Raw genomic sequence first — 18,155 nt, forward strand, 5'->3', positions numbered from 1 at the left:
GCCGCCCTCGGGCGGCTTTTTTATTTTCTGCTTGCGGGATACTTTATCTGCGTGCCATGTCAGAAATGGTATTACTATTTCTGACATCACTGATTTTCGGAGTTAATCACATGCCCTCCCCCTCTAGCCGCAAGCTATGCCTGAGTCTGCTCATCCAACTGTGCTTCGCCTTAGTCAGCCCTGCCAGCCAGGCCCAACTGGCTGCAGGTATCAAATATGACACCAGTTATCCCATCATCAGCCCGGTCTATGCAAAGTCTGGCATGGTGGCGACTGAGCAGGCGCTGGCGACCCAGGTGGGTCTCGATATACTCAAGCGTGGCGGCAATGCCGTCGATGCTGCGGTGGCAGTTGGCTTTGCCCTGGCGGTGGTCTTGCCAAATGCAGGCAATATTGGTGGTGGTGGCTTCATGGTTATTCATGACAGCAAATCGGGCAAGGATATCGCCCTGGATTTCCGTGAACTGGCACCGGAAAAAGCTAGCCGCGACATGTATCTGGATGCGAATGGCAAGGTCATCTCTGGCAAATCCCTGTATAGCCATCTGGCAGTTGGCGTGCCTGGCACGGTGGCAGGCATGGACCTGGCCCTGCGCAAATATGGCAGCATGACATGGAAGGATGTGATTGCCCCCGCCATACGCCTGGCCGATCAGGGCTTTGAGATCAGCCCGCATCTGGCAGAGCTGATCGATTCAAGCAAGAACCAATTGGGCAAATGGCCCGCCAGCAAGGCAATTTTTTTTAAGGATGGCAAACCCCTACTGGCTGGTGAGCGCTTGCTGCAAAAAGACCTGGCACAATCGCTACGCCTGATTGCCGAGCAAGGCCCGTCAGCATTTTATGAAGGGGCGATTGCCAAAAAGATTGTCGCTGAAATGCAGCAACATGATGGCTTGATTTCTACCAGTGACCTGAAGAATTACAAAGCCGTGGAACGCATACCGGTACGCGGCAATTATCGCGGCTTTGAAGTAGTCTCCATGCCGCCTCCAAGTTCTGGCGGCGTGCACATCATCCAGATGCTGAATATGCTGGAACATTATCCGCTCAAGGAACAGGGGGCGAATAGCGCCCAGACTTTGCATCAACTCAGCGAAGTCATGAAGCTGGCCTATGCTGACCGTTCTGAATTTTTGGGCGACCCGGACTATTACAAAGTACCGACCAAGGCCCTGACTTCGCGTGCTTACGCTGACGACCTGGTCAAGAAAATACATGCAGACCGCGCCACACCTTCCGCCGAGATCAAGCCCGGCAAACCTTTGCCCTATGAAAGCGACCAGACCACGCATTACAGCGTGGCCGACAAATTTGGTAATGTAGTCGCCACGACCTACACGCTGAACCTGAACTTTGGCAGCGGCATCGTTGCCACAGGCACGGGCATTGTCCTGAATAATGAAATGGATGATTTTTCGGTCAAGGCCGGCGTCCCGAATGCCTTTGGTTTGCTGGGGGGAGATGCCAATGCAGTACATGGCTGGAAGCGGCCTCTAAGCTCGATGTCACCAACCATCGTGCTCAAGGATGGCAAACCCTATCTTGTCACAGGCAGCCCTGGTGGCAGCCGCATCATCACCACGACCCTGCAAACCATCTTGAATGTCATTGACCATGGCATGAACGTGGCAGAAGCCACGATCTCACCACGCATACACCAGCAATGGATGCCAGACCAGTTACGCTTTGAAAAAGGGATCAGCATCGATACCCTGCGCCTGCTGGAACAAAAAGGTCAGGTGCTGCGGCCTGCAGCCACCCTGGGCAAAACCCAGACCATACAAATTATGCCGCAGGGTTTTGCCGGTTATTCTGATCCACGCAATCCAGACGGCAGTGCGCTGGGGTTTTAGGCTTTTCAAAGAACTTTCCTATTCAACCTGAGCAGGATTCCTCCTGTTCAGGCTGCTTTATTGTTCAGCATCACACCATTTATCCCACATGGAACGATAAGCACGTTCCACTTCGTGGGTAAAACCCACTTCATCCATCAGTGCGCTGTTTTGCATTTCCTGGCGCAAGCCAGACCTGATCTCCGCCAGGCGTGGAATGTCCTGCGCCAGTGCTACGACCTTGTCCACGTATTCCTCTTCCGTATTCGCGATCCACTCTGGACGCCCTGCCCCCACCAGGATACTGCTTCCAAGGCGCCCCACACTAGGACGCCCCGCCAGAGTGACGAAGGGCACTCCCATATACAGCGTTTCAAACAGGGTAGTGCCAGAATTATGCGGGAAACAATCCAGCCCAATATCGAGCGACCTCAAGGTATCCCAGGGTGGGCTGTGAAAACCAATATCGAGTTGCGACGCATCTATGCCATGCGCGGCAAATTTATTGATCAGAGTTTGACGCAATTCGGCGTCTTGATAATTGGCACTATCAATGACGAGCACGGCATTTTTCACTTGCTTCAAGATGGCGGCCCAGGTCCTGATGGTTTTATGGTTGACCCGTATTGATCTCGTCAAGGTACCGATCCTGATGTTTGTACTGCTCAGGGCCGGGAGAAGATTAACGTCCCCCATGCCTGCGGCCGGCCGGTAAACGATCAACGGGGTGTTGAGTCGCCACACTTGCTCTGCAAACAAGTGCTCACTACCCGGCGGGGCACTGACGTGGTCCGTCAGATAATAGTCAATCGCTGTCAGGCCCGTCGTATAGGCAAACCCCAGCCACGACACCTGCACTGGGACGGGCCGACGCGCCAATACCGAAAGGCGGTTATGGGCAGTGTGACCAGCAAGGTCAATCAAGATATCAATGCCGTCTTCCCGTATGCGCGCACTTAACTTGTCGTCGCTCAAACTTGCAGTGTCTATCCAATGATCAGCATATGTTTTATAGCGGTCGGTAACACCATCCTGAGCACTCAATTGTGCATACGCATACACTTCAACCACAGCCTTGTTATGATGACTCATTAAAGGCTCGAGAAAATACTGGACGGGGTGGCGACAAAAATCGGGCGAAATATAGCCAATTTTTAGACGTCGCTGACGATTTTTGTCATTCTTAAAAGGCAAGAAAGCGCTCTTATAGCGAAGGGCGTATCTCTTTTCATAGTCCTGATAGGCTGCAAAAATATCTTCTGCACTGCGGTCAGGATGATAGTTAAGCATAAATAACAAATTGCTATACGCTTCAGAATACCCGGCATCAAGATTGACTGCGCTTCGATAACTCTTTTCAGCCTCTTCCAATTTACCCTGGACTGCGAATAATCCAGCCATATTGGAATAGGTTTCAGTTGTGCTATCACCAGATTGCAAGGCTTTCGCATAACTAGCCTCTGCCTCAGCGAAACGATTGATCATGCTGAAAGTATTGCCAAGATTATTGTAGAGCAATACCGAATGGATATCATTGGCAATGCCTTGCTGGTACACAGCAATCGCCTCGCCATAGCGCTTACTCTCATGCAAAGTGATGCCCAGATTGCAATAAGCACCCGCCAGGCCAGGCTGCATGGCAATGGCCTGGCGATAGCTCGCTTCCGCCTCTGTCAACAGGTTTCGCATCTTGTAGGCGTCGCCCAGGCCGACCATGGCTTCAGCTAATCGCGGATTCAAGCTCAGTGCTTGTTGCAAATAGGTCTGCGCTTGCTCTGCCTGACCAAGCTTCAGCGCAATCAGACCAAGACTATGCAGAGATTCCACATGCTGGGGATGCATGCTCAGAGATTGTAAAAAACGCTCACGCGCCAGATCAAGTTGCCCATTTTGCAGGTACAAATTGCCGAGATTGCAGCAAGCGGTGAAGTGTCCGGGGTTACTCGACAAAGTACGCAAATAATGCGACTCAGCCTCATCCGCCCTGCCCTGTTGTTGATACAAAATCGCCAGATTGTAATGCGCATGGCTAAAGCCTGGCTTTATCTCCAATACCTTCAGGTAAGCCGCTTGCGCATCACTGATATGACCTAGAGATGCCAGAGTAACGCCAAGATTGAAGTAGGCAAGATGATTGTCAGACTGCGCCTGAATGACATGCTGGTAGCAAGCCAGCGCTTCTTCATAACGTCCCAGCGCATCCAGCGTCAGGCCCAGATTCATTGTTGCATCAAGGTAGCCAGGATCAGATGCTAGTGCCAGACGATACTGACCTTCAGCCTGGGTATAATTTTGTTGCTCATAAAAAACATCACCCAGCTTATTAAAGAGAGTGGCCTTGCCTGGCTCTGCTGAAATAGCCAGTTGAAAATGCTGCGCAGCAGCCACCAGATCACCGTTCTTAAAACTGTTATCTCCTAGCTGCTCCTGATCTGCCTGGCGCTTATCCTTGACTTGCAGATCAACAATTTGAATATCCCGCTCATTTTTTTTTTCGGCGAGTGTTGTTTGATCCTTGGAAGAAAACTGTTTTTTGAACCAGCTCAGCATTCGGGAACTCTCCTAACGTTTAAATAACCAAGGTCGCAAAATGGTGAACTGTACATTCATTTCTTGCATGGAAAACAGTTTACTCTGTCTGCTAAAGCTTTTTCAGATAAAAATACGTTTATGCCATCAGCTTGTGCTGACATATTTTTCAGTCGACGAATGGGCAGAGAACCAGGCATGATGAAGATTGCGGAATGGTTTTGGCAATCACAGGCTATTCCTGGAGAGGTAGTATGATGTGCAGACAGAGGAAGTACGACAAAATCGCCAGAAATGATATGCGGATTTCTTTGGAGGCAGCCTCGTGAGTTAGTAGCACATTGTGGCCATGTGCGAAACAGAAACATCAAAGATAAGCGGCCTTAGCTCAGAGTCTGTCATCGCTCAGATGCTCGTTTCATCCCTCAGCTAAGTAGCCATTCAGATAAATTGTTGCCTTAAGTATTCATTTCCCAAGGACAAGCTTAACAACACAAGGCCAATGACGCTATGGGCAACCGCCTGCCCCTGATTTCAATCCACGCTGAGCATTGCAAATAGAGTCACCTGCGCCAAAGGTCCAGGCCACATTTGCCTGGTTGCTTATTGTCGATGCCGTGAGTGTGCCAGTCAGTTGCGTCGCTGCGCCACTCACTGTTGCTGTGCTGGTGTGTGCAATGGTTCCCGCGCCCAGGATGGGCTGAGCAGCAATAAATTTTGATGTTGAAACAACGGGGATTCCATTCGATCCCGCTGCTGTGCAGTTAGTCCAGTTGGAACTATTATCCCAATAACAGAAAGTCATTGCCGTAACCAGGCTATTCAACTCAGCCCTGCTGCCTGAAGCGCGCGTACGCGATGTGTAATCAGAATACTGCGGAATTGCAATCGCTGCCAAAATACCAATGATAGCGACAACAATCATCAGCTCAATCAAGGTGAAACCACGTTGCATTTGTTGATAAGAAATTTTCATTTATATCTCCAGAAAAAATTACACCAGACCCGACGTTCAAACAGATGGTTTCTGATGAAAACCTGATCTTCCATCATGATTTAGAAGTTAATCTATTTGAACGCTATATCATTAGAAAAATACTTACCACAATGTGCTCCATACCATTCGCAGTAAGACTTGCGCCTGCCTTAACGACGCTGCAGGTTCTTAGGAGCCGTATACTAAAATACTATATTCGTCGCTGACGGCACTATCCGGTTTCCGGCAACATCGTCACTGCCAGCGCATAAACATCAGTTTTAAGAACATTTCCTACGGTGACAGTCTTGTCAAGCCAACTTCGCGCAATTCCTGCATAAATGCTACTCGGTTAAGCTAACAGCAATTTCCATACCAGACAGATTTGAGATTGCATTTCTTGAGCGTATATAAAAAAAGCCCTTCATTCTGAAGGGCTTTTTTTTAAGAACACCAAATTATGGGCAACCGCCTTGACCGGATTTCAAGCCACGTTGAGCGTTGCAGATAGAATCACCTGGAGCAAACTGCCATACCATATTTGCTTGGTTGGAAACGGTAGATGGTGTCAGAACACCAGTCAGTTCAACGCCAGCTGTAGTCGTTGCAGCAGAAGTCATTGTGACAGAACCCGCAGCAACTGTTGGCAGGGCTGGTACGAACTTGGAAGTTGCAACTACTGGAATACCATTCTGGCCTGATGTAAAGCAATCTGTACCACCAGGCTGAGTCCATGTACCGTTGTTATCCTGGAAGCAAGAAGACATGGAAGTCACCAAGCTATTCAATTCCGTTCTGCTGCCGGCTGCGCGGGTACGAGATGTGTAATCAGAATATTGTGGAATAGCGATCGCTGCCAAAATACCGATAATTGCCACAACAATCATCAATTCGATCAAAGTAAAGCCGCGTTGCAGCTGATTAGACATGGTTTTCATAGAAATACTCAAGTGAAGTTAAATAAGGAACTGCTCTTTCCATCGAGCAACTAATATATCATTTAACAACATCATTGTCAAATCACTCACTCCCTATAAACATGCATTGGCAAAGCTATTCAAATGCCAATTTTTTTCAACGTTGATATTGTTCATGCCTCCATAATTTGTCAGCAATGTTAATAATTGCTTAAATACCCGGAATATCTTCGTTAGCACAAATAAAAAAGCCCTTCATCAATGAAGGGCTTTTTCCAGAGCGTGCTAAATTATGGGCAACCACCTTGACCGGATTTCAAGCCACGCTGAGCATTACAGATAGAATTGGCGGCGGCAAACTGCCACTTCATGTTTGCTTGGTTAGAAACGGTAGATGGAGTCAGAACACCAGTCAGCTGAACGCCAGCTGTAGTTGTTGCAGCAGAAGTCATTGTGACAGAGCCAGCAGCAACTGTTGGCAGAGCTGGTACGAACTTGGAAGTTGCAACTACTGGAATACCATTCTGGCCTGATGTAAAGCAATCTGTACCACCAACTTGAGTCCATGTACCATTGTTATCTTGGAAGCAAGAAGACATTGACGTAATCAGGCTATTCAATTCTGTACGGCTGCCAGCTGCGCGAGTACGGGATGTGTAATCAGAATATTGTGGAATAGCGATCGCTGCCAAAATACCGATAATTGCCACAACAATCATCAATTCGATCAAAGTAAAGCCGCGTTGCAGCTGTTTGGACATGGTGTTCATAAAATGCTCCAGTAAAATTAAGTTCGGGGACTACCCAAACCATAAAGCAATAACTGTACCGACATGTATGATTCCATCAAGCTACCCCTGGGTACATAAACGGGGACTGGTGATGCAACTCAAGTGCTAAATTTTGTCAGCACTAGTATCGCTTTCAATTCCAAAATTTGTCAGCAATATGAATTATCGCTTATACATTCTCGATGTATTCTCAGGCACATATAAAAAAAGCCCTTCAATGATGAAGGGCTTTTTTCCAGAGCGTGCTGAATTATGGGCAACCGCCTTGACCGGATTTCAAACCACGCTGTGCATTGCAGATAGAATTACCTGCAGCAAATTGCCATACCATATTAGCTTGGTTAGAAACGGTAGATGGTGTCAGAACGCCAGTCAGCTGAACGCCAGCTGTGGTCGTTGCAGCAGAAGTCATTGTGACAGAGCCCGCAGCGACTGTTGGCACGACTGGCACAAACTTGGAAGTTGCGACCACTGGGATGCCATTCTGGCCTGATGTAAAGCAATCTGTACCACCAGCTTGAGTCCATGTACCGTTATTATCTTGAAAACAAGCAGACATGGATGTCACCAAGCTATTCAATTCCGTTCTGCTGCCAGCAGCGCGGGTACGGGACGTGTAATCAGAATATTGAGGGATGGCAATCGCTGCCAGAATACCGATAATTGCCACGACAATCATCAATTCAATCAAGGTAAAGCCGCGTTGCAGCTGTTTGGGCATGGTTTTCATAAAAATACTCCGTTGAAGTTAAATTGGGAACTGCTCTATCCAAATAGCAATAAATGTACCACTCAAAAGTCTCCCAAAAAAAACACTTCTTACCGAATAAAAATGAACTGTTAAGATAATTTGAATGACAAATTTCGTCACAACCTACATTATTTACACTTCCAAAATTTGTCAGTGCTGTAAATAATTGCTTCAATGTCTGCGGTATCTTCGTCAGCACAAATAAAAAAGCCCTTCATCAATGAAGGGCTTTTTTTCAGAGCATGCTGAATTATGGGCAGCCGCCTTGACCAGATTTCAAACCGCGTTGTGCGTTGCAGATGGAGTTAGCTGCTGCAAACTGCCAAACCATATTTGCTTGGTTGGAAACGGTAGATGGAGTCAGAACACCAGTCAACTGAACGCCAGCTGTAGTTGTTGCAGCAGAAGTCATTGTGACAGAGCCAGCAGCAACTGTTGGCAGAGCTGGTACGAACTTGGAAGTTGCAACTACTGGGATACCATTTTGGCCAGATGTAAAGCAATCTGTACCACCAACTTGAGTCCATGTACCATTGTTATCTTGGAAGCAAGAAGACATAGATGTGATCAGGCTATTCAATTCTGTACGGCTACCAGCTGCGCGAGTACGGGATGTGTAATCAGAATATTGTGGAATAGCGATCGCTGCCAAGATACCGATAATTGCCACAACAATCATCAATTCGATCAAAGTAAAGCCGCGTTGCAGCTGTTTGGACATGGTTTTCATAAAAATGCTCCAGTAAGATTAAGTTCGGGGACTACGCTATGCATGAAGCAATAGCTGTGCCACGTGTAAATAATTCTGCCAATTACCCGCCCTCATATACATATGCACTGGTAAAGCGATTCAAATGACAAATTCTGTCAGAATTAACATATTCTCTACACCCTAAAATTGTCAGTTGCATGCCGATTCAGAAACAAGACTGACAAGTATGTCAGTCTTGTAAGTACTTGTTTCAATACTTGATATCTGTTTGAAAATAAATTCGTCATTTTCATTGCATTCATGCAACATCGAGATACGGTGCATCACGCGCGAGGTGAAAATCGATTTAGCAACTGGCCATCAGCCTGGATTTTGTTCAATACGGCCAGTCTATTCACAACTGGCCAGACCTGTAGTGGCATGGCAATCATTCATTTCCCGACACGGGTCGCGGCAGTACATTCAATAAAAAATCACAGCCATCTTTGTCCCTGACAACTCTATCATGTCGGCATGTTTCAGGGTATGTGGCTTGTCTTTGATGGACACCGTGTTGACTGTCGCTGCAGCATCGCCTTCCACCTGAGCAATCACATAATTCTTACCCTGCTGGGTGATGGCGATGACCTGGGTGCCGGGGCTGCCTATGGTGGTGACTGCTTTGACAAGATTGAGCTCTTTGCCAGCATTATTACCATTCATTACCTTAATCTTCACTCTGGGCTTGTCGACAGCCACCGCTTGCACCTGACCTGGCTCTGGCACAAAAGTCTGCTTGCCAGATTGCTCGACCTGGAATCTTAATTTGTATTTACCAATATCGATGACATCATCGTCTTGCAGCAAGTGCTTTTTTATGGGCTGACCATTGACCATAGTGCCATTGGTACTACCAAGGTCAAGCACGAAAGAGCCATTGGAAGAGGTATCAATCGCGGCATGCTGGCCGCTGACTGTCAGGTGATCAATGACGATGTCATTGCTGGGGCGCCGCCCTATTGTCAGGCGTGATTTACTGATAGTGATTTCTTGCTGAACCAGACCATTAAAGGTGACGATAATTTTCGCCATAAATCTCTCATCAATTCATAATCCCCGAACTACCGGGTAAATGTTCTTTGCAGCCACGACTTGTGTTTCTCGCCAACCAGGCGGAACAAGACCACGGAAATATTATCCAGCCCTCCCCTGTCCTTGGCTCTTTCTATCAAAGCTTCGGCGCAGCGATCAAGATCAGTTTCATGCATCCTGATCAAGCTCTGGATTTCATCATGCTCCAGCATATCGGTCAATCCATCTGAGCACATCAGATACAAATCTTCTTCATCTGTATGGTGAGTATGCAACTCGGTGTATACCTCTTCGAGCGTACCGACTGCTCTGGTGATCAAATTCTTGATCGAAGAATAACGCGCATCTTCTTCCGAGATCAGACCTGCGTTGATTTGCTCCTGCAACACGGAATGATCCTGGGTCAGACGGCTCAAGTTACCGTCACGGAAGCGATAGGCGCGCGAATCGCCAACATGGGCGAGCAAAATTTTGTCTTGCAGACAGCATGCCACCACGACCGTGGTGCCCATGCCTGAACATTCTGGATTGGTTTGCGCCGCATACAACACATTGCGGTTGGCCAGTTCAACAGCCTCCGTCATCCAGCGGGCCATCGCCAGTGGCCTTGGCCCCATGGATGGAAACCAGATGGCATCCATCTTGCTGCACAAATATTCTGCAATGATTTGCGCAGTCATGGCGCTGGCGATTTCGCCCGCGTTATAACCCCCCATGCCATCAGCCAGGATCGCGCAGCCATAATCTGCACAAACGATGATGGCATCTTCGTTGTGCGACCTGACCAAGCCCGTATCAGAGAGGGCGGCAAATTGTAGAACACGCTGGTATGGCATCAATAAACGCTGGGAATAATCCTGGAGTGTATAAATTTATAATAATTTTCAGATCGTACTGCTGGTGCTTACTGTCTCTTCTTCAGACGTCTCCTGGAAGTTTCTTGTTCTGCTTTTCATCAGCAAAGCGACCTGTCCACGGTCAATTCAATTGTGAACTGTCAATGACACTTAAGCTTAACATTAAGGAAATCTATTTGCACGGATATCCACAAGAAACCCCGGCATAAGTAAAAAAGAGTCGCAAAATCTGCGACTCTTTTTCATCTCAAGCTTGTTTACAGCATTGAGCTTACAGCATGGCTTTCAACAAACGCGCCATTTCTGACGGGTTTTTAGTGGCCTTGATGCCGCATTCTTCCATGATGTCGAGCTTGGCTTGTGCAGTATCAGCACCACCAGAGATCAACGCGCCAGCATGGCCCATGCGCTTGCCCGGAGGCGCAGTCACACCGGCGATGAAGCCAACGACCGGCTTCTTCATGTTGTCGCGTACCCAGTAAGAAGCATTGGCTTCATCCGGACCACCGATTTCACCGATCATGATGACGGCATCGGTATCTGGATCATCATTGAACATCTGCATGATGTCGATGTGTTTCAGACCATTGATAGGGTCACCACCAATACCAACAGCAGAAGACTGACCCAGACCCAGCGCAGTCAATTGACCCACTGCTTCATAAGTCAACGTGCCGGAACGGGAAACCACGCCGATACGACCTTTACGGTGGATATGGCCTGGCATGATACCGATCTTGATTTCGTCTGGTGTGATCAGACCTGGGCAGTTAGGGCCGAGCAATTTTGTCTTGCTACCGGACTTTGCCATGCGGTCTTTCAACATCATCATGTCACGGACAGGGATGCCTTCAGTAATGCAGATTGCCAGGTCCAGGTCAGCTTCAACAGCTTCCCAGATGGCAGCAGCTGCGCCTGCTGGTGGAACATAGATGACGGAAACTGTCGCGCCAGTAGCTGCTTTAGCTTCGGATACGTTAGCAAAAATCGGGATGCCTTCGAAATCTTCGCCAGCTTTTTTCGGGTTCACGCCAGCGACGAAACAGTTTTTACCGTTTGCGTAATCGCGGCACATGCGAGTATGGAACTGGCCAGTTTTGCCAGTGATACCTTGGGTGATGACTTTAGTGTCTTTATTGATCAGGATGGACATATCTGTTCCTTGCGATTATTAAGCTTGAGCTGCAGCAGCTGCAACAACCTTCTGTGCTGCTTCTTCCATCGTGTCAGCCGCGATGATAGGCAGGCCAGAGTCAGCCAGCATCTTCTTGCCGATGTCTTCGTTAGTACCCTTCATACGCACAACCAGTGGTACTTGCAGGGAAACTGCCTTGGATGCAGTGATCACGCCTTCAGCGATCACGTCACAACGCATGATGCCGCCGAAAATGTTGACCAGGATGGCTTTCAGACCTGGGTTTTTCAACATGATCTTGAAGGCTTCAGTCACTTTTTCTGCTGTCGCGCCACCACCTACGTCGAGGAAGTTGGCTGGTTCGCCGCCGAACAGTTTGATGGTATCCATCGTTGCCATCGCCAGACCAGCACCATTCACCAGGCAACCGATATTGCCGTCGAGGGAGATGTAAGCCAGGTCAAATTTGGAGGCTTCGATTTCAGCTGGGTCTTCTTCGTCCAGATCGCGGTAAGCCACGATTTCTGGTTGACGGAACAATGCATTCGCGTCGAAGTTGAATTTCGCATCCAGTGCGATAACCTTGCCGGAGCCTGTCAAAATCAAAGGATTGATCTCAGCCAGGGAACAGTCAGTTTCCATGAAGGCTTTGTACAAACCTTGCAACTGTACGCGTGCATCAGCGATAGAGCCTTCAGGCACACCGATTTTGCGGGAGATGTCGTCAGCTTCAGCATCTTGCAAGCCAGCAGTCGGGTCGATTGCCAGGTTGTGGATCAGTTCTGGATGTTTTTCTGCCACTTCTTCAATATCCATACCGCCTTCGCTGGAGGCCATCAAGACCACGCGCTGACTGATACGGTCAGTGACCATACTGACATACAGTTCTTTTTTGATGTCCGCGCCTTCTTCGATCAACAGGCGACGAACCTTCTGACCTTCAGCACTAGTCTGATGCGTGACCAATTGCATGCCCAGAATCGCGTCAGCGTATTCACGCACTTGTTCCAGGGATTTAGCGACTTTCACGCCACCACCCTTGCCACGGCCACCGGCGTGAATCTGTGCTTTAACAACCCAGACTGGTCCGCCCAGCGTTTCAGCCGCTTTGACAGCTTCGTCAACAGACAGGCATGGAATACCGCGTGGTACTGTCACTCCGAATTTGCGGAGGATTTCTTTACCCTGATACTCATGAATTTTCATACGACTTCCCTTCAGACACTGAGGTATAAATAATTAAACAAACAAACTAGCTGGGTGATTTCGCGTCAGGCGATGCTTTTGCCCAACGCGGGTAATATTGAACAACCGCCGGCCCGTCAGTACGAAGGGCGTGACAGCGATCAAGTTGAAAAGGTTGCTGCGCCTGCTGGCCACGATCTGTGGCCCCGTCGCGGGTATCGATCACATCCCCGGCAAAAGCCTGGACGGCAGCAGTGGGTAGAATTTGTGCCATTTCCGTCAGATGGGTGCAACCATGCACACCAGCCATGCGCTCTTTCACGCCCTGGCGGAACTGCCGTAACAAATTCAAACCGATGAGTTTTTTATAATCTGGAGTAATGACTTCGCAATAGCCCGGATAAGGCACAGCATCCGAAGACGCTTCCACATCAACGATGGTCAATTGCAAGTCTATGGTAATGCGCAGGCTGAGATCATGCAGCGCGCTGCCATTGGGGCGCACGCCGGATGCGAGGGTAATATCGCGGGGCTTATAGTCAGTGATACGGGCGTCAAGATCCCACAATCCATCTTCGCGCGCGAACGCTTCGATCTGGATAGTACGCGTGTGCTTTAAGGCGCGTCTGTTGGTTGACGAAGATAAGGGCATCATGCCTGCTGGCGGCTAAACCGGAATACTCAATAAATAGCCACAATTGCGTGTCGTTACCGCAGCTTCTACGATAACAGCCGCTCCTGCGGCCCTGCAAAAAAACCAGCAGAGTTTAGCACAGACCAGCCGCGAACTCATCATATGACTACAATTTAAGCAGTTTTGTGAGTATGCTTATGCAGAAATCTAAGCAGAAAATTAAGTTTTTTGTGGTTTGGCAAGCGAAAACATGGCGATGATGAGATAAAAGTTTGCTCTTGCAATACCGATAAGCAATTGAAGGAAGCACTTAAGCATGTCGTAAATTGTTGTCTATTTCAAAGTCCAGTCCAAAGTTTCTACTTCAAAAGGAAGGACTGGACTCGTCAAGTTAGGACTTATCAGTTCTAAACCTGAGCTTCAATGATGTGAATATCCTCCCCTTCGTCATTCCTGCGCAGACAGGAATCCATCGTATTAACACCTGTGGAGCCAAATCTGCCGCGATCTTGCTCAGGATTTCTGAATTCATGCAAATAAATCAAGAATAAACAAAATCAAGCAACGCCGCTGGACCCCAGCCTGCGCTGAGGCGACATGATGGCAACTGTGAGCATGTTGAAATGGCGAATACTATTCATCATCCTCATCTCGCGAAACCCGCATCGCCGCCTGCGTCGCCCTGCTGGAAAACCCCCTTTGCTGCAAAAACGCCGCCTGCTTCATTTTTTCCTGATGATCCTGCGGCGCATGCCGGAATTTTCTGTGCAAGACCTGAACCGCCCTCTCGACCTCAGATTCTTTTAACTCTTCCTTCACGTTCTCTATATCCTGCGCATCGAGGCCATGGCTTTGCAGTTCCGCCAGAATGCGGTTATTGCCAAACCTGGCCTGCCGCCGGTTCACCAAGGATTCAGAAAAACGCTCGCCAGACAAATACTTTGCTGCTTCCAAAAAGTCCAGGACAGCGCCAACATCGTCGCCCTCCTCCACATAACGCGCCAGTTTGCGCTCCAGCTCCATGCGGCTATGTTCACGCATGGATAAATAACGCAAGGCACGGGCTTTCAGACTAATGGTGGGTTTCTTCATACTTTAAAAGCGAAAATGCCGGTTGGTAGCTACCAACCGGCATGATTCAAGACGATGTCGCTAACAGTGAGCTACAGCTTATTCAGCCGTTGCCGCTGCTGGCATTAACAAAGGGACGCCCAGATGCAAGCGTACTTTGTTTTCAATTTCAAATGACAGCTCAGGACGTTCTTTCAGATAAGTACGTGCATTATCCTTACCCTGGCCGATACGTTCGCCATTATAGCTATACCAGGCACCCGCTTTTTCTATGATCTTGGCATCGGCAGCCAGATCCAGAATTTCGCCTTCGCGTGAAGTACCTTCGCCATACATGATGTCGAAGTGAGCTTCTTTGAATGGCGGTGCCACCTTGTTCTTGACAACCTTCACTTTGGTTTCATTACCCACCACTTCATCACCCGACTTGATAGAGCCAGTGCGGCGTATATCCAGACGTACGGATGCATAAAACTTCAGCGCATTACCGCCTGTCGTAGTCTCAGGACTACCAAACATGACACCAATCTTCATACGAATCTGGTTAATAAAGATCACCAGGGTATTGGTACGCTTGATACTGCCCGTCAGCTTACGCAAAGCCTGGGACATCAGGCGTGCTTGCAGACCAGGCAAAGAATCACCCATGTCGCCTTCAATCTCGGCACGTGGCGTCAATGCTGCCACCGAGTCAATGACGACCAGGTCAACACTGCCGGAGCGTACCAGCGCATCCGTAATTTCCAATGCTTGTTCACCCGTATCAGGCTGAGAAATCAGCAAGTCAGACAGATTCACGCCCAGTTTTTGCGCGTAACCGACATCCAGCGCATGTTCGGCATCGATAAACGCACAAGTGCCGCCCAGCTTTTGCATTTCAGCAATCGCCTGGAGCGTCAATGTGGTTTTACCAGAAGATTCAGGGCCATAAATCTCAACCACGCGGCCACGTGGCAAGCCACCAACGCCCAGCGCAATATCCAGACCCAGAGAGCCAGTAGAAACAACCTGCACCTCTTCCACCACTTCACCGTCGGCCATACGCATGACCGAACCTTTACCAAACTGCTTTTCTATCTGTGCCAGCGCTGCTGCAAGTGCCTTTGCTTTTTCTGAGGCATTTTCTGGTTTCTTATCGTCCATACATTCTTTCATTCAATAAGCGGCGGGTGGAAAAAGGAATACAGGCTTAATTTCCTGCGATTTGCAGTACTGTATAAAAAAACAGTGATTTATGCAAGCGACTTTTACATTGATTGCTGAACAGGGGATTTTACAGCGAAGTGCTGATAATTATCCGTTAGTTATTTATCTAATAACTTTCTTGGTGGTCGATTTTAACAGCCACAAAATACATCTGACCAAAGAATTGCAGTTGGTCGTGAATTCCACGCTCTGATTCAGCCGACAGCACCTTTCCATTGCTCCCGCTCACTATGCTGCAGCCTGTAACGAAGGCACAGGCTGTGCTTTATCGTCCACCACATTGACCACATTGACTAATGCTGCGTCAAACTGATAAGCACTCGCCTCATGCATCATCCATGCTCCGTCACCGAGCAAATGCAGAACATGGGTATGGTGCTTCAGCACGGCGGGGCGATGAGCGATACTGATCAGTGTAACGCCGCTCTCTCGAAGCCGCGTATACAGAGCCGATTCATTGGCACTGTCAAGCGCGCTGGTTGCTTCGTCGAGCACGACTATGCCAGGCATATGGACCAGGATGCGGGCGAATGCCATACGCTGCTGCTCGCCGACGGACAACAGCTTTTCCCAGTCACGCACAGCAGATAGACCGCCTACACGTTCGGCCAGTTGCGGCAGGTAAACCTGATCCAGAATCTCCAGCAGTTGCTCGTCGCTAAGGTGCGAGTCCGCACTAGGGTAGTTCAGTTGGCTGCGCAGCGACCCCATCTGCAAATAGGGTCGCTGCGGCAGAAAGAAGAAATCCTCCAGCGGCGGATGATAGATGATGCCGCTACCGGTGTGCCACAATCCTGCAATCGCCCGCAATAGCGAGCTTTTGCCGCAGCCACTGTCCCCGGTAATGAGCAGCGCCTCACCTGGTTGCAATGCAAAGCTCAGTTCCTTGATAAGCACACGTTGCGATTGCGGTGGACACAGCGTGACTGATTCCAGCGTGAGCTGGGTGCCTGGGCGTAGTTGGATACACATGGCCTCGACATCAGTTGCCGGCTCGGGTGTTGTCTTGGGCAATACCAGGTCAGACAGTGTCTGCAGGCGGCCTACGCCTGCTACGAAGCGGCTCAGGCTCTCAAAGTTTTCCACGATTACACCCACCGCCCCGAGCACGGCAGCAAATGCCCCGACCGCCTGCGTCGCTCGCCCTACCTCCAGCTCGCCTGATAAGACTTGCTGAGCAAGTATCGCCACCGGCAACACCAACGTAAGCTGACTGAATGTGCGCTGATACAGATTAAGTGAACGCTGCTTCTTGATCAGCTTGTCGTAATTCTGGATGACACGGTGAAGTTTACTATTGATGTGCGCACGTTCCTGCGCTTCGCCGCGGTAGAAGGCGATCGATTCGGCATTTTCGCGTACACGTATCAGGCTGTAACGGAAATCCGCCTCGCGCCGCAGTTGCCAAAAATTCAGATGTATCAATGGATTGCCGAATGCATAAAGCGCGGCGCCGGTACCGATGAGGGCGTACACAACTAATACGCCGACCAGCAAATGGGAAATCGACCATAGCACAGCGCTGAACGCCACGAGCTGCATGGCAGATCCCAGAAAAATGAGCAGGAAATTGATGGACCTGCCTGTAAAGGTATTAATGTCTTCGCTGATGCGCTGGTCCGGGTTGTCCAGGTCGCTATTGGCACCCAGTGCATAGTATTTGCGATCTTTAAGATAGCCGTCGAGAAAGCGTCCGCTGAGCCAGCGTCGCCACTGGTTCCCGAACAGGTCGCGCATGTAATAGTAGAAAGCGTAAGTTGGCACGGCAAAGGCCAGCACCATCAGGCAGGTTCGCACGGACGCCCAAAAGCGCACTCCTTCCTTTGCCGCCAGTGCTGAAGTCATTTCTCCGGCCTGATCGTTCAGCATCACTGCAAACTTGGTTTCAAACAGCATCAATACGATCAGCAGCACCAGGAGCATCCATGCTCTCTTCCATTCTTCGCCCAGCCAGTAAGGTTTGGCGACATCAATGAATTGCCGCCATGCAGAGAGTGTCAAAAATGCGGTGCGGCGCTTCTTGTGTGGTGGTGGCACAGCATCAGTTTCCACATTGGGGTGCGCGTCGCCTAAGATAGTCATGGTCAGATTCTGTGTATATAGGATTTTCTTCAGTATGGGATCTGACGCGATGTCGTTCTGTGCGGAAACGGACATAATCCTGCGTGGCTGGATGAAAAACTGGGGAATTGACGATACGAGGCACCGATGTGTACTAGCCGCGCTACGTAGCAAGTTTGGCTGCAGTCAAATGCAAACAGACGTAATTAGAACTCAGTTCATGAATAGGGAGAGATACGTTCTGGCAAACTTGATTGTGGTTGGCAGTGTCAAGGATGGCGAATGATCAGGCTATGAGATAGAGATACAGAGAGGACAATCAGCTGACGCGCTACTTGACGCAGCACTGGCGTCAGGTAATTTTGTAAATCCATTCACCGTCAATCATGTGCCTGCAACGAATGTCTTTGCTTTGCTGCACTAC

General features: G+C 49.1%; 15 protein-coding genes. 1 reads left to right on the plus strand and 14 read right to left on the minus strand.

Features of this window, described 5'->3' with window-relative positions:
- The first annotated feature begins 110 nt into the window (after nt 1-110).
- The gene (gene ggt / locus H8L47_RS23310; protein WP_186956003.1) at nt 111-1,856 is read left to right on the plus strand and encodes a gamma-glutamyltransferase; all 1,746 of its coding nucleotides are present in this window, start codon (nt 111-113) and stop codon (nt 1,854-1,856) included.
- A gap of 57 nt (nt 1,857-1,913) precedes the next feature.
- On the opposite strand, the gene H8L47_RS23315 is transcribed toward ggt, so the two are convergent.
- The 14 genes from H8L47_RS23315 to H8L47_RS23380 form a co-directional block, all read right to left on the minus strand.
- Complete coding sequence (locus H8L47_RS23315; protein WP_186956004.1) at nt 1,914-4,385, minus strand: tetratricopeptide repeat protein; 2,472 nt, start codon at nt 4,383-4,385, stop codon at nt 1,914-1,916.
- A gap of 487 nt (nt 4,386-4,872) precedes the next feature.
- Nucleotides 4,873-5,340 (minus strand): pilin, encoded by a 468-nt coding sequence (locus H8L47_RS30315; protein ID WP_186956005.1) that lies wholly within the window; start codon nt 5,338-5,340, stop codon nt 4,873-4,875.
- A gap of 458 nt (nt 5,341-5,798) precedes the next feature.
- Nucleotides 5,799-6,269 carry a pilin gene (locus H8L47_RS30320; RefSeq protein WP_186956006.1) on the minus strand — a complete coding sequence of 157 codons (471 nt, stop codon included), beginning with the start codon at nt 6,267-6,269 and terminating at the stop codon, nt 5,799-5,801.
- A gap of 278 nt (nt 6,270-6,547) precedes the next feature.
- Nucleotides 6,548-7,018: a pilin gene (locus tag H8L47_RS30325; protein ID WP_408057740.1), complete on the minus strand. Its 471-nt coding sequence runs from the start codon at nt 7,016-7,018 to the stop codon at nt 6,548-6,550.
- Nucleotides 7,019-7,298: 280 nt separating this feature from the next.
- A complete protein-coding gene (locus tag H8L47_RS30330) occupies nt 7,299-7,769 on the minus strand; it encodes a pilin (RefSeq protein WP_186956122.1) in 471 nt (156 codons plus the stop codon).
- 280 nt (nt 7,770-8,049) lie between these two features.
- Complete coding sequence (locus H8L47_RS30335; protein WP_186956124.1) at nt 8,050-8,520, minus strand: pilin; 471 nt, start codon at nt 8,518-8,520, stop codon at nt 8,050-8,052.
- 453 nt (nt 8,521-8,973) lie between these two features.
- Nucleotides 8,974-9,582: an FHA domain-containing protein gene (locus H8L47_RS23345; protein ID WP_186956008.1), complete on the minus strand. Its 609-nt coding sequence runs from the start codon at nt 9,580-9,582 to the stop codon at nt 8,974-8,976.
- 29 nt (nt 9,583-9,611) lie between these two features.
- Entirely contained in the window at nt 9,612-10,418 is an 807-nt protein-coding gene (locus H8L47_RS23350) for a Stp1/IreP family PP2C-type Ser/Thr phosphatase (protein WP_186956009.1), read from the minus strand.
- 292 nt (nt 10,419-10,710) lie between these two features.
- On the minus strand, nt 10,711-11,592 hold the full coding sequence (sucD, locus tag H8L47_RS23355; protein WP_186956010.1) for a succinate--CoA ligase subunit alpha: 882 nt from the start codon (nt 11,590-11,592) through the stop codon (nt 10,711-10,713).
- 18 nt (nt 11,593-11,610) lie between these two features.
- Nucleotides 11,611-12,795 carry an ADP-forming succinate--CoA ligase subunit beta gene (gene sucC / locus H8L47_RS23360; protein ID WP_268978095.1) on the minus strand — a complete coding sequence of 395 codons (1,185 nt, stop codon included), beginning with the start codon at nt 12,793-12,795 and terminating at the stop codon, nt 11,611-11,613.
- A gap of 31 nt (nt 12,796-12,826) precedes the next feature.
- Nucleotides 12,827-13,411: a DUF2889 domain-containing protein gene (locus H8L47_RS23365; protein WP_186956011.1), complete on the minus strand. Its 585-nt coding sequence runs from the start codon at nt 13,409-13,411 to the stop codon at nt 12,827-12,829.
- Between the two features lie 615 nt (nt 13,412-14,026).
- Nucleotides 14,027-14,485 (minus strand): recombination regulator RecX, encoded by a 459-nt coding sequence (gene recX, locus H8L47_RS23370; RefSeq protein ID WP_186956012.1) that lies wholly within the window; start codon nt 14,483-14,485, stop codon nt 14,027-14,029.
- A gap of 78 nt (nt 14,486-14,563) precedes the next feature.
- Nucleotides 14,564-15,607, minus strand: coding sequence for a recombinase RecA (gene recA / locus H8L47_RS23375; protein ID WP_186956013.1), 1,044 nt, complete (start codon nt 15,605-15,607; stop codon nt 14,564-14,566).
- Nucleotides 15,608-15,898: 291 nt separating this feature from the next.
- Nucleotides 15,899-17,752 (minus strand): ABC transporter ATP-binding protein/permease, encoded by a 1,854-nt coding sequence (locus H8L47_RS23380; protein ID WP_186956014.1) that lies wholly within the window; start codon nt 17,750-17,752, stop codon nt 15,899-15,901.
- Between the last annotated feature and the right edge of the window lie 403 nt (nt 17,753-18,155).

Source organism: Undibacterium umbellatum (assembly GCF_014284125.1).
Classification (GTDB): Bacteria; Pseudomonadota; Gammaproteobacteria; order Burkholderiales; family Burkholderiaceae_D; genus Undibacterium; species Undibacterium umbellatum.